This is a genomic window from Bradyrhizobium tropiciagri (genome assembly GCF_018130505.1).
Classification (GTDB): Bacteria; Pseudomonadota; Alphaproteobacteria; order Rhizobiales; family Xanthobacteraceae; genus Bradyrhizobium; species Bradyrhizobium tropiciagri_B.
Genome location: NZ_JAFCKH010000016.1, coordinates 93,147 through 106,079 on the forward strand (window position 1 = coordinate 93,147; position 12,933 = coordinate 106,079).

General features: G+C 62.7%; 11 protein-coding genes. 3 read left to right on the forward strand and 8 right to left on the reverse strand.

Annotated elements, in window-relative coordinates:
* Positions 1-11: 11 nt before the first annotated feature.
* Genes JQ633_RS32530 through JQ633_RS32545 form a run of 4 tightly spaced genes read right to left on the reverse strand, consistent with a single transcriptional unit; the run spans position 12 to position 4,450 of the window.
* Entirely contained in the window at positions 12-1,409 is a 1,398-nt protein-coding gene (locus JQ633_RS32530; RefSeq protein WP_211989908.1) for an SDR family NAD(P)-dependent oxidoreductase, read from the reverse strand.
* Positions 1,410-1,418: 9 nt separating this feature from the next.
* Positions 1,419-2,450 carry a hypothetical protein gene (locus JQ633_RS32535; protein WP_211989909.1) on the reverse strand — a complete coding sequence of 344 codons (1,032 nt, stop codon included), beginning with the start codon at positions 2,448-2,450 and terminating at the stop codon, positions 1,419-1,421.
* A 3-nt stretch (positions 2,451-2,453) separates the two neighbouring features.
* A complete protein-coding gene (locus tag JQ633_RS32540; protein ID WP_211989910.1) occupies positions 2,454-4,154 on the reverse strand; it encodes an HAD-IIIC family phosphatase in 1,701 nt (566 codons plus the stop codon).
* Positions 4,151-4,450 (reverse strand): hypothetical protein, encoded by a 300-nt coding sequence (locus JQ633_RS32545; RefSeq protein WP_211989911.1) that lies wholly within the window; start codon positions 4,448-4,450, stop codon positions 4,151-4,153. The genes JQ633_RS32540 and JQ633_RS32545 overlap by 4 nt, the downstream gene beginning before the upstream one ends.
* Positions 4,451-4,526: 76 nt before the next feature.
* Between JQ633_RS32545 and JQ633_RS32550 the strand changes: the two genes are divergently transcribed.
* A complete protein-coding gene (locus tag JQ633_RS32550; protein ID WP_211989912.1) occupies positions 4,527-6,350 on the forward strand; it encodes a hypothetical protein in 1,824 nt (607 codons plus the stop codon).
* 83 nt (positions 6,351-6,433) lie between these two features.
* Here the strand turns inward: JQ633_RS32550 and JQ633_RS32555 are convergent, their stop codons facing one another.
* From JQ633_RS32555 to JQ633_RS32565, 3 genes are all read right to left on the reverse strand, one after another.
* Positions 6,434-7,312, reverse strand: coding sequence for a hypothetical protein (locus JQ633_RS32555; protein ID WP_211989913.1), 879 nt, complete (start codon positions 7,310-7,312; stop codon positions 6,434-6,436).
* Positions 7,305-8,141 (reverse strand): 2OG-Fe(II) oxygenase, encoded by an 837-nt coding sequence (locus JQ633_RS32560; RefSeq protein ID WP_211989914.1) that lies wholly within the window; start codon positions 8,139-8,141, stop codon positions 7,305-7,307. The genes JQ633_RS32555 and JQ633_RS32560 overlap by 8 nt, the downstream gene beginning before the upstream one ends.
* Positions 8,142-8,263: 122 nt before the next feature.
* Complete coding sequence (locus JQ633_RS32565; protein WP_211989915.1) at positions 8,264-9,223, reverse strand: NAD-dependent epimerase/dehydratase family protein; 960 nt, start codon at positions 9,221-9,223, stop codon at positions 8,264-8,266.
* A 279-nt stretch (positions 9,224-9,502) separates the two neighbouring features.
* Between JQ633_RS32565 and JQ633_RS32570 the strand changes: the two genes are divergently transcribed.
* Both JQ633_RS32570 and JQ633_RS32575 read left to right on the forward strand, forming a co-directional pair.
* Positions 9,503-10,822 (forward strand): polysaccharide biosynthesis C-terminal domain-containing protein, encoded by a 1,320-nt coding sequence (locus JQ633_RS32570; RefSeq protein WP_211989916.1) that lies wholly within the window; start codon positions 9,503-9,505, stop codon positions 10,820-10,822.
* A gap of 58 nt (positions 10,823-10,880) precedes the next feature.
* The gene (locus JQ633_RS32575; RefSeq protein ID WP_211989917.1) at positions 10,881-11,555 is read left to right on the forward strand and encodes a TylF/MycF/NovP-related O-methyltransferase; all 675 of its coding nucleotides are present in this window, start codon (positions 10,881-10,883) and stop codon (positions 11,553-11,555) included.
* Here the strand turns inward: JQ633_RS32575 and JQ633_RS32580 are convergent.
* Positions 11,548-12,903 (reverse strand): MBL fold metallo-hydrolase, encoded by a 1,356-nt coding sequence (locus tag JQ633_RS32580; RefSeq protein ID WP_211989918.1) that lies wholly within the window; start codon positions 12,901-12,903, stop codon positions 11,548-11,550. The genes JQ633_RS32575 and JQ633_RS32580 overlap by 8 nt on opposite strands.
* Between the last annotated feature and the right edge of the window lie 30 nt (positions 12,904-12,933).

Below are 12,933 nucleotides of genomic sequence, written 5' to 3' on the forward strand. Positions count from 1 at the left end.
TTCCCCTCCGCTTACGCCGATTGCACTGCGCGGATCAGCGGCAGCATCACGGACTCCGGCGACTGCGCCTTCACCTTCAGGAACGTCTCGGTCTGCCTGGTCGTGATCCGTGGCAGCCGCGCGACAATGATCTTCAGGCGCGGATTGGCTTTTTCCATCCGCGCGCAGAGCCGTTCGCCGATCGCTTTCGCACTGGCATATTCCAGCAGGTCCGGCGCCGCCTCGTCGATCGCGACCGTCGAGGGATAGAACACCGTCAACTTGCCGCGCGTCTGTGCGAGCAGCTGCTGGACGACATCGTAGAAGCCGTCGACGAAGACCGCGGTGAACTCCCGGAAATCCGCGGCCTGATAGAGTTCGATGCGGCGGCGGAAAATGCGCGGCGAGGCGAAATAGTAGATCTGGCCGCCGTCCCAGCCGGAGGCGGCGAGCTCGGCGAGGCCCTGCGACGGTGCGCCGGCGTCGAGCGTGATGACGCGGCCCGTTGCGCCGAGGTCGCGAAGGCTCTGCAACGTCTCGCCGAGGTCGGATGCGTGCCTGGTCAGCACCGGATCGGCGCCGCCGGCCGCGAGCAGCCTTGCCGTCGTGGCGCCAAGTCCGCTCGCCGCGCCGATCACAAGCGGCTGCTTGCCGCTGAACTCGGCCGGCGCAACCATGCTGCGCAGCGCCTCGTCCGTGGCAGGGGCGGGCGGTTCGCGTCCCGCGAAAGCGGACACGGTCCCCTTGATCCCCATGCCCTGAACGTCGATCTCGACGAGGCTCATGGCGTCGTGGAATTTGCTCACCCCGAAGCCAAGTACGCCGCCGCTCGAGGGCGTGCTCGTGAGCGCAACTTTCGACAGCATGCTGCGAAGGCCCGGGACGTCCATCCCGACCAGGGTCGAGATGGCGGCAAGTCCGATCAGGCGATCGCTGCCGAGGGCGGAGGCCAGCGCGCCGAACCGGGTGGCGAGCGCGGCCGCGCCCGCCGGAAGCGCGACGACACCGGTCAGCCCGGAGATATCCGCCAGCGCGCGTGCGCGGGGCGCTGCCGGCACGGTGCCCGGCTCGAAACGCGCGGGTCCGTCGGCGCCGCGCTCGCCGAGCTCGAGGCGTGCCACCATGGCGATGTCCCGCCGCACCGTGACACGGATGAGCCTGCCGTCATCGGACACGGCCGCCGCGACCTCGTCGCCGACGACGATCGGCTTGACGAATGTCGCATCGATCGCAGCGAACGAAATACCAGGCCGCTTTGCGGCAAACTCGTCCAGCGCCCAGAGCAGGATGTGCATGCCATGCACCACCAGCGCGCCGGGAAAATGCCGCGCCGCCCACTCCGGATCGACATGGATCGGATTGTGGTCGCCGGAGGCCGCCGCAAACCAGCGCTGATCGTCGATCCCGAAACGTCGCGTAGAAGCAGTCATGGACTGGTCCTACAGCAGGTTGGGGCGGTCTTGGTCGGCATCGCCCTTGCAGACGATGCGAGCCTCGCCCGGACCGCGCAGCGAGAAGGCGAGTTCGACATTCGAGCGCTCGAACGGCTCGAAATAGCCGGGCAGCACGATCCTGGCCTCCTTGGCCGGTGGCAGCTTCAGGAAGCCGGCTTCGGCGAGTTCAGCCTGAAGTCCGCTGCAGAAGAAGTCGACATATTCTGCGCCGCTGCTGCGCAGGATCTCCTGGAAGGTGGCACCGGCCCCGCGCAGCGCGGCGCCGTCACCGAGGAAGTCGACCATGCGCAGTGCGGTCGCGCCTTCCGCCGTGCAGCTGCGCAAGACGCAGATTGCGGCGCGCGGACCGTCGGCCAGGAGGAGTGCCTGATAGCGATAGAAGGGATGGGAAAGATAGCGCCCGTGGATGAACGCGCGGGTCTTTCGCGGCACCTGTGGAGAGGCATCGAGGCCGAGATCCTCGGTGGCGGTCCAGAAATTGTCCCGATCGAGCCAGCGGAACGTCGCGCCCGAACTGAGACGCGTCGCGTCCCTCGGGCCTGCGGGGACGGCAGCCAGCTTGTAGTTTTCGACGGCGCCGTTGAGCATGTAGTGCCGCGACAACATGTCGACGTGATAGCCGAGCGCCTGATAGATGCCCTTGGTCGCGAGGTTGAGGCCCACGGTGCCAATCCATTTCGGCGCCATCAGACTGTCGAGCTTGCGCAACAGCAGCAACCCGAGGCCATGGGCGAAATCCGGACGGACCTTCCAGGTCGTCAGCCACAGCGTATCGGCCTCGCCCGCGAGCGTGGCGTCGTAGCGGCTCGCCAGGATGAAACCGAGAATGCCGACGATCCGCTTGTCGTCGTCGCGCGCCGCGATGAAATTGTAGCGCTGGTTGGCCTCATCGCGGTGTTGCCAGTCCATCAGCGCCTCGCTGCGCGCCAGCACGTGGTTGGCGCTCCAGTAGTCGCGGATGAAGTCCATCAGATCCTGTCGATCTGCAAGCCCGCACAGTTCGAGAGCAATACCCATCGGTCAGATCGCGGCAGCCAGATGGCGGGCCGGCTCGACATCGTTCTCCAGCGTGATGAAGGCGGGCTTCGGATAGTCCGACGCCGCCTTCCACACGAAGACGTTGTCTCCGCTGTCCGAGAAGCCCGAGTTCTGCCAGAACTCCAGGCATGGGCGATTCTTCGCGGTCGGAATGAACCGCGCGATCACCGTATCGCAGCCTGCGCGGGAGGCCGCCTGCACTGCCAGATGAACCATGAGCTGTTCGACCTGCCGGCCCATGGCGCGGCAGCTCAGCACATAGTCGACGATCTCGATCGCTTCGCCGACCTGTTCCCAGCTCACAATTCCGGTCAATCCAAGATCGCCGAAGCGGTCGGAGACCGTGACGGCGGCGAGGTTGCGGTTGGTGCCGCTCTCGAGCCACTGATGCAGCTCCTTTTCCGTCGTGCGCCGGGTGCGCAGGTTGAGCTGATTGGTCTTGTTCATCAGCTGCACGATGCGCTTCACGTTCGATGCGGAGACCGGGCCGGCATGGACGCGAACGTCCAGCGAGCTGTGCCAGTCGTCCAGCGAGGAGGCGACGGTGAGGCTTTCGCGCCGTTCACGTTCCTGAACGTACATGCGCGTGCGCTCGCGATCCTCCGAGGTGACCGAAGCGCGATCGAAACAATCGAGCTGGCGCAGTGCGTCGGCGTATTTCGACGGATCGCTCGGCCATTCCGGCACCAGGACTTCCGGAAGCGCCTCGCGCACCCGGCCGCGTTCGATCGGGTTGTCGTCGATGAACACGGTCGATTGCAGGCCGAGATTGAGCTCCTCGACGAGTTCGGCGATGTTCTGCGCCTTGTCCTTCCAGTTGATGCGCCAGGCGGCGAGATCGTCCTTGCGGATGATCATTTCGGGATGTTTCGTGATCGCCTCGAGCGCCACCGCTTCGTCGTTCTTGCTGACGACCGCAATGGCGATGCCGCGGTTGACGAGCGTCTTCAGGACGCTCTGGAATTCGGAATAGGCCTCGCCGACATGGTCATGGCCGCCGAGCCGCAGATTCTCCCAGCCGTCGTCGCCGACGATGCCGCCCCACATCGTGTCGTCGAGGTCGACGACGACCAGCTTGCGGTTCTGGCCCGACGCGGTGCGAAGCGCCGATTTGAGGTCCGCCGCCGCGGCCTTGCAGACCTTCTCCGTGAACGGTGCCTTGGCGAGATACCAGGATTTGCGGTCGCGCGGATTGTCCGAGGCGTCGATCCAGCGCTGGCTGTCGAGCATGAAGACATCGGCGGCCTCGCCGAGCTGCTCGGCCAGCCGCAGGTTCATGCGCGCGAGCTGGCGCGCCGCGCCTTGCTTGCCCCAGTTCAACAGGCCGAGGCCGCGATCATGAAAGGTCGGCGCCCAGCTGGCGACGAAGACATATTTGCAGCGGCTGGCAAAGCGCTTGATCATTGCGGCGAACGCATCGATCTCGGCGTCGAGGCGATCGGGCTCGGCCTGCTGTCCCGCCAGCAGCTTCGCATATTCGGGAATGACGCCCTCGGGCCGGGTCCAGATCAGGGCAACCGTGTCGGGCGCCACGGCTTCCTCATTCGAGAGGACCTGGAAGACCTGGCCGTAGGGCGCGCTGGTTGCGGCACATGCCGGCATGCTGCGATCGGCCGAGATGTATCTGGCGACCAGTTCGGCGTTGAAGTCGGACACCACCGAGACGTTGTGGGGCTTGCTCATGCGCGCACGGCCTCATCGACCAGTTCGGCGAGCGCGGCGGGCGTGGAAAATCGCGCCAGATTGTCTTCCAGCTCCCGGCCGTCGAGCAGGCTGATCTCCTTGCCGGACACCTTGGTGACCTGGCGCTCGAGGTTGAGAATCAGCATCGTCAGGGCAAGCGAGTCGAGGCTGCCGCCTTCGCCAACCAGCAGCACGTCCGGACGCTTTTCGATGGCTTCTTCCGGGGGTCTCAGCTCGTTGATCTCGTCGAGGCAGCCATAGACCAGAGCGAGGATTTGTCCCGTATTTGGGGGCATTTGCCATAGTTCCCTAAGTGTCCGGATAGGCGAACATTTTAGGATTTCGCGCGGCATTTGTCACGTGCGCCGAGGCGTGGAAATTGCGCAATTCCTCAGCGGAGCCGCCCGGGGCCGGCACGCGAGGATAAGGCGATGCAAGCCGGTAAGGTACCGGCATTGCGGTATCGGAGTCGCCTTGCTAGAGAGCGTGCCTGTGGCGCCGGTATTTTCCAGGGGCGATATGCAGCAGTTTATTCGGCTGGCCGGCGGTCTCTCGTCGCCGGCAATTCTCATTGTCGCGATCTGGTGCGTGGCGCTCGCACTGGTTGCCTTTGGGCCGATCGATTATCCGGGGCAGCCGTCGGGAACCGTGCTCGCGGTGGTCGGAACCGGAGTCGCGCTGTTTCTCCTCGGATATCGCGGCGGCGGCGAATTGTTCGACCGCTGGTTCGCGCGGGAATCCATGCCGGAGCCCTCCGCAAGGATGCTCAACCGCGCGGTTACCGTCGCCTCGTTGCTTGGAATTGCCGGAATCGGCTTCGTCGCGATCGATCGCGTGCTCCTGAGCGGCGTGGGCAACGGCGGTTATGCCGAACTGCTGCGCTGTGCGCCGGGACTGATCAACGCCATCGCGATCAAGCGGACGCCGATCCTGTATCTCGGCTACCTGATGTTTTCGTTCGGCTTCGTCTCCCTGGTCCTGTTCCTGCTGAGAGGCGAGGTCATCAAGGGCTGGGCGGCGGCGCTCGCGCAATTGTCGATCGTGGCACCGGTCGGATACGCGCTGCTCTATTCCGGGCGGATGCCGATCCTGCTCGCGCTCACGCTGGTCGTCGCCGCGATCCTGGTCCGCATCAGCGAGGGACGTAAACCCTTGCCGCCTGGTCACCATTTGCTGCTCAAGACGGTGGTGGCGGTCGCGCTGTTTGCGATTTATTCGAGCTCGATCTGGTCGAGCCGGCAGAATTTCTGCACCAAATTGACACCGCTGATTCATCAGCTCGAGGACAAGCAGCAAGGGGCCGCTCTGCCGCCGCCCGCTGCAGTGACTTCGGGCCAGGTATCGGCCGTTCATGAAGAGACACCTTCCGCCGCACAGACTCCTCCTGTCGCACAGACACCTCCCGCCACACAGACACCTCCCGCCACACAGACACCTTCCGCCGCGCAGACACCTCCTGCCGCACAGACACGTCCCGCCGCACAGGCGCCCCCCGCCGCACAGACACCTCCCGCCGCGCAACCTACGCCGGTCATCTCGGCGACTGAACTCAGCAAGCAGATGGCGGCCGTGACGGCCGCGCCCGCCGCAGCGCCTCAGGCGCTGACCGCCGACGCCATGCTGGCAACGATGCGCGAGGCCTGGAATGTCAAGCCGCGCGGCTACGTCATCTCCGCACTCGAGGCCGGTTACCTGTCGCCGCGCGCTGCGAATATCGCCCTCAGCAGCTATTTCTACCTGACGCATGGCGTGCGCATGATCGATATCGGCTGGCAGGCGCGGAACGGCTTGTCGCGGCAATGGGGCGTCTATGAGGTCGGGGTGCTGTCGCCGATCCTGCGGGTGTTCTTCCCGAACGACCTGCAGGTGACCACCATGGAAGCGGAGCAGCGATCTGCCGGGCTGTTCGGCTTCTTCCCGACGGCGTGGCTTTCCGCCTTCATCGACTTCGGATTGGTCGGCGCGATCGTCTATGTGCTGATCTGGGGTGGCATGGCAGGCTGGGGTGCTGCCGGCGCGAAGAAGTCGCGCCTGCTCACGCCGCAGCTGCTGTTGGTGTTCGTCCTCAGCAGCATCCTGCTCAGCCCAATTCAGGCGCCGCTGGGAATAGCCAACTCCGCGTTGCTGCTCGGCTCGATGATCGCCGTCGGGCTGGTCGTCGACATCTTCACCCGATGGTCGGCGAAGGCGAGCTAGAGCGACTTCTGCCGAAGAAGATTCCAGGTTCGGGTTAGGGAAAGCGCGAGCTCCGTTCCGATTCGGTCGGAACGGAAATGGCGCTACGGGTTGGACAAATAGGGATTGGTCAGCACGGCGATCTTGGGCCGCTTCGTCGTGTTGTAGGCGACACCGCGGAACTCGTGGTCGAGAATGTGCGCGTAGTAGATCTGACCGTGCCAAAGTGCATTCTTGAAAATTCTGTACTTGGGCAAGAAGTTCACCGGCGCAATCTTCCTGAGATCGTGGGTGTCGTTGAAAGCGTCGATCGCCAGCAGCTCGCCGCAGAACCGGTTGTGATCGATGTAGGCGACGTCGTCGAAATACATCGGAACGGCAGGCAGATAGCGCTCCGGCTGCCACGTCAGAACCTCGAGCGATTGCTCGGTGCTGAAAAAATAGTCGACGTCGATCGAGATGAAGCCGATGGTCGAGGTAATCTCGCGCTCGGCCTGCTTGAGCGTCTGTTCGATCGGGCCATAGTAGATCTTGGCATTCGGAGGCAGCGCCTTCAGCAGCGCGGCCTTGTCGATCGGAGGATAGTCGCCGGTGAAGTAATGTTCGGGATGATCCCGATAGTCGCGGGGCGGCGGCATGCCCTCGCCGGAGTCGAAGCCGATGATGTCGAACTCGACCCCGGTTTCCTTGGTGACCCGTTCGGCGATCCAGCACATGTTCATGAGGCCGGCGCCGGCGGCGACGCCGAACTCCAGCAGCGCGAGGCGCTTGATGCCATAGCTCTTGGCGTGGTCTGCCGCCGCCAGGATCGAATAGGCCGAAGCATGCCGTGGCATGACGTCGTACTCGATCTTGCTGCGCGTTGAGCCGAACAGCATCACGAAGATCGAAGCCAGATTGTAAATGAGCGGCTCGCCGAGCCGCTCAACATAGATTCGCTTCCAAATTCGACCGAGAAGCAGCTTCTTCCAGATACTATTCATTGGTAGAGCCGGCTCCGGGATTGGTGTTGATCTCCTTCTTGCCGCGGCCAACGCCGAGCGTCTTGGAGACCATGTTGCGCAATGCGTTGTCGGCGACGCCGACGATCTTCTTGACCGTTTCGTCGGGGCGTCCGGTGAACGAGGTGACGTGGAAATAGTCGGTCTGGTCCGGCGAGATCGTCGAGAAATAGTAGTTCGAGACGCAGCAGCGGGGCCGGTCGACCTGGACCGGGCTCACCGAATGCCACGAGGTCTTGTTGGTTTCCATCACCAGCAAGCGGTTCTGCTGGGAGATGATCGTGACCGGCACCGAGCAATCGTCATCCCACAGCTCGAAATTGCCGCCATTCTCCATCGCCCAGTCCGGCGAGACATAGTACAGCAGATTGAGCCGGCGATAGCGATCGCGCTTGGCATCATGGCTGTTGTCGATGTGCGGGTTGAGGAAGTCCCCCTTGAACATCATCGACAGGCCACCGGCATAGAGCGAGGGATCCGGCTCGATCTGCGTGAAGCCGACGATATCGGACACCTTGGCGACCACGGAGGGGTCCTGCATCGCATAGGTCAGATCGGCGAGGATCGGTGCATATTCGCTGAGATCCGCGCTGGTCCGCTTCTTCTCGCGAAAGGTCTCCTTGCTGAAGAAGCCCGCGCCGTCGCGCGGATAGGCGTTGTAGGCCTCATTGGCGAGTTCGAGCGGCAGGAAATTATCGATGTAGAAGTGCCGGGTCGTCGTGCCGACCGGGCCCTGCCACTGCGACAGGATGTTCGCCCTCTCGCCCTCAAGACGATCCAGAATGAGGTCGACAATCTGCTTGCGCTGCATGTTCCGCTCCCTTGCCGTGTGACGTCCGGCTGTTACACGCAATTGCCTGAATTGTGAAGATAGGAACCGATCTCGGCTCTTGAATTATTTGAAGAATCCGCGGCCGGGGAGGGCGCGTGCCGCTAGCCCTTCGGCAGGCCGTTGAACCATTCGACCGTCTGCGCCACGCTTTGCCGGAAGTCGCTGGGCAGCGGCCCGCACACCGCCTTGGTTGCCGTCAGGTCGAACTGGTACTCCGTCAGAATGTTCTTCAGCCGGCGTGAGGTCAGCGGGAATTGCTTGATGCCGAGCGCAATCGCCGCATCGCCCGAATGCGCCAGGGCCCGCGCCACGAACACCGGCATGCGCGGAATCCGGCGCGCGTGAAACGCGCGCTGAAACGCATCGCCCCAGGCGACGAGATCGAGGGGCTCATAGTCGGCGAGATAGAACGTCTTGCGGTGCACCTGATCTGTCGGCGCCTTCAGCAATTGCAGGTACTGATGGGTGATGTTTCCCACATAGCTGAAGGACTTCAGCAGCGGCTCGCTGCCGACGTGGAAATAATAGCCGCGCTGGATCATGCGCAGGAAGCGCTGATAGTGCGCGCTCATACCAGGCCCCCACACCGTGGTGGGGCGGGCGAGGCACCAGACGCTGCCGCCGCCGTCCTGCTCGCGGACGATCTGCTCGGTCAGCACCTTGCTGCGACCGTAGGAGGAGTCCGGATTGTAGTCGGTATCGCTGCTCGGGACGTAGTCGACGCGGCACACCAGCTGCGACGAGGTCCATGCCGTCCGCTTGATCGACGGCGTGCGGCTGACGGCCGCGATGACGTTTCGAACGCCTTCGACATTGGCGGGGTATTCGGCGACATCGGCGGTTTCGTCGATATCGATCCGTGCTGCGAGGTGGACCAGCGCATCTGGCGCGCAGGCCTGCACGGCCTCCTGCAACTTTCCGGCGTCGAGAATGTCGCAGACAATATCCGTCGACGGACCTGCTCGCTTGTCGAGCCCGCGGACTTCCCAGCCCTCGGTCTTCAATCGTTGCGCGAGCGCCTGCCCGATAAAGCCGGAGCTGCCGGTAATAAGAACTTTCATGCGAAATTGGCTGTTTTTGAGCAGGAGGCGGTCGCTTGACCGGTTTGCCGGGCTGATTTACCAAACCGACCAGTCGATTGCAAACTGCGGCGAAATACCCGCAAGCCGGCGTGTTTGCGGTCGGCGGTTTCCGTCACCCGTGCAGGCCCACCGGCGCTCGCGTCATGAAAAAGCACTCGCTTCCGCCGCATTCCAGGCCCGCAACCGCGCTTTGTGGCCGATCGGCCTGCGCCTGCCGCGCATGAGCGCGCCTGCCGCACAAATCTGATACGGTCAAATATGCGAAGCTTCCTGGTCAAGCGTCTCAAGCGGCCTGTGATCGTTGCCGCCGCCTCGGTGCTGATCCTGCGCGGTCTTACTCTGGCAAGCCGGTTCCTGCTGTCGCTGCTGCTCGCGCGGATGCTGCTGCCCGAAGAGTTCGGCGAGTACGGCCTGTTTACCGCGATCCTGGCCTATGCCCTGCTCGGCATGGGGCTGGAATTCTACTCCTACATGTATCGCGAAATGGTGCCGGCGCCGCCGGAGCGCCGGGTGCAGATCATCGCGGACGAGATGGCGCTCGGAGCCGTTTCGTTCGTCGCGATCGCGTTCCTCGCCGGGTTTGCGGTGCTTGGCGGCCTGCTCTCGGTGAGTTCGACGCTCTGGCTGCTGCTGATCCTGGCCACCGATCACGTGTCGCTCGAGGCAACGCGTTTCCTCGTCATCTCCTCGCGCCCGATCAAGGCCTACATGACGGTGTTCCTTCGCGGAGGCGTCTGGGTCTACGTGCTGGCCGCACTCATGTACTTCGTCCCTTCCACGCGTACGCTTGAAACGGTTCTGATCGCCTGGGCTCTCGGCGGGCTGAGCGCGGTTGTCTTCGCTGCGGTCGTGATGAGCAATCTGCCGTGGAGCGGGCTGAAAGGCCGCTCAACGGACTGGGCCTGGGTCCGGAACGGCCTGAGGGTTGCGCGTCCCTTCATGATCGCATCCGCCGGCGCTCAGCTGCTGACCTATGTCGATCGGTTCATCATCGATCATTTTCAGGGACGTGAGACGCTCGGTCTCTACACGTTCTATTCGACGATCGCGATCGGGCTGCTCTCGCTGGGGGCTTCCGTATCGCATCAGTACCTTCCGAAGGTGATCGAGGGATACAACGAAAGCCCGCAGGCATATCGGGCCAGCCTGCGCACCTTTTTCGTCGCGCTTTCCGGGGTCATGGCTGCGGTGGTCGCGATCTCCGGTCTGGCAATGAAGCCGCTGCTGTCGCTCGCGGGCCTCGATGCCTATGCGGCCAGCGTTTCGGTGTTCTGGCTGATGCTGCCGGGCGTATTGCTGAGAGGGATCGCGGACGTGCCTTCCTATGCGGTATATTCGGCTGGAGACGACAAGAGCTTGCTGTATTGCAATATTGCCTCCGCGGCCGTCTCGATTGCGTTGAACTTCCTTTTGATTCCAACGCTCGGAATCCATGGCGCGGCGCTGTCGAGCACGGTGGCGAGCGCGTCGCTGTTCTGCGGGCTTTGGTATCTTGCCCGGCGCCGGATCTCCAGCAACGACACGCGCCATGCAACCGGTGGCAGCCGTACTGCCGAGGAACCCGGCGGCGCTTCCTGAGCATTGATCTGTCGCGGATTACGGGCTACATCGCAGCATTCTACTGGGGGAAATTGCCGTGCAGACCAAGATAAGCCCGAAGCGAATTCTCGCGAACACGCTCTATCCGCGGTATTCGGCGTTTGTCGACAAGCTCAACCGGAATCCGCTGTTCGTCAAGTTCATCAAGGAAAATGAACCGACCGCTCCCTGTTTTGAAGAGCGGTACGAGATGTACGATCACGTCATGAAGCATATCGGCGATGGCGCGGTCGACTATCTCGAGTTCGGCGTCTGGAAGGGCGCGAGCATCAAGTACTGGGCCGAGCACAACGCGCAGTCCGAGAGCCGCTTCGCGGGGTTCGACACCTTCACGGGACTTCCGGAGGCCTGGGATTTCCGGCCGGCGGGGACGTTCGACGTTGAGGGCAAGATTCCCGAGATCAACGATCCGCGGGTGCAGTTCGTCGCCGGACTGTTTCAGCAGACCCTGCCGCAATTCTTGAACGGTTTCTCAATCCGAAACCGGCTGGTGCTTCACCTCGATGCCGACCTCTATTCGGCGACGCTCTATGTCCTGGCGCGGCTGCATCATCTGATCGTGCCCGGGACGATCCTGATGTTCGACGAGTTCGGCGACGTCCAGCACGAGTTCAGGGCCTACAACGATTACATATCGTCGCACATGCGCGAGTGCAGGGTTCTGTGCGGGTCGTACCAGTACTACACGCTGGCGCTGGAAGTCGTTAAGTAGCGCTGGCCGCCTTCGCCGCGGCTGCTCTGACCGATGCCAGGTGAACGTAGGAATACATCACGAGGTAGGACATGATATCCCGATTGTATTGATCGGGCGGGTTGCGCTTAAACTCCGCGTTATATCCAGTGTAAAGGTTTTCAAACAGCGACTCGCCGTTCAGAACGGCCGTCATCAACTCCGAGCTGACATAAACCTCCTTGTTGCTTTGCTGCGGACTGACAAGGCCCGTGCCGAATTTCACGGTGTGTCGGTCGGTGTCGTCGAGCACAATCGAAAGCGTCTTGCCGAGGATGGTCGGGGCAAACTTCGATCGGTCGACCTTCGATCTGACGAAGGTGTCGAACTTCGTCAGGAAATCGTCCACCGCCTCCGAAATGCCGGGCCTGATGCGATTCGAGGCGCGGTAGGTATCGCACGCGTCGATCTTGCCATAGAGCTCGTAGAACCTGGTCGACGCCGATTTGATGGCCTCGTCATCATAGGCGCGGCCGAGGAACGACTGGCGGACGCCCTCGAAATCGAATGTGTCGCCCGGATAGATGTCCAGCACCTTCACCGATTCCGGAATGTCGTGGCCAAAATCCCGTGTGAGCAGCGCGGGCGTGGGGAAGATCGAATCCGCCAGATATTCCGGCTTGCCCTTGACGAAAACCGACGCGAAGCCGGCATAGGTTATGAAGTTGGGGATGCCGAGCTCTGCCGCATTCTTCGTGCCTTCGCGGATCATGCCGCGAACCTTCGACAGCAACAGGGCCTTTTTCTCCGCAGTATCGAAGTTTCGATAGTTCAGCGGAAAGCCGGATGCCGAGTTGGTCTGCGACATGTACACAGCCCGCTTCGGTCCATGCACGTCGACTTCCGCTTGCAGCGCCGCCTTGATGTGAGGTGTCAGCGCATTCCAGTTGTCGTTGCAGTGAATGATAAGCGCATCGGGGGTGCGAACGGAGTAGGTGGCGTCGTCGAGAGAAACCGCATCATTACGGAAGCTCTTGATCGTGAACGGCCCGATCGTGACGCCGGTCTCGTCGGCCACGAAGTAATTGGTAAGCCCGATCCTCTTGACGCGGTTTGAAACGCTCGGCGAAGCGTAGTCGGACGATATGATCGCCGTGTCCTTGTCGAACAGGCGCAACAGGTCATCGTCACAATGGTCGTCGTGACCGTGAGAGATCAGCAGCGACAGCTTGTCCTTGAGCGCGGCCAGGTAGGCAGGATGGACCACCATCGGGAATGTCGGCAGCCAGCTTCCGAAGGCGGGCTTTTCGAACCACGGGTCGGTCAGCAGGAAGTGCTCCTGATACCGGATCAGCACCGACGAATGATTGATGAAAGTGAGGTTTGTCATTTGCCGCCCGTATCCAGGAGAAACGCACCG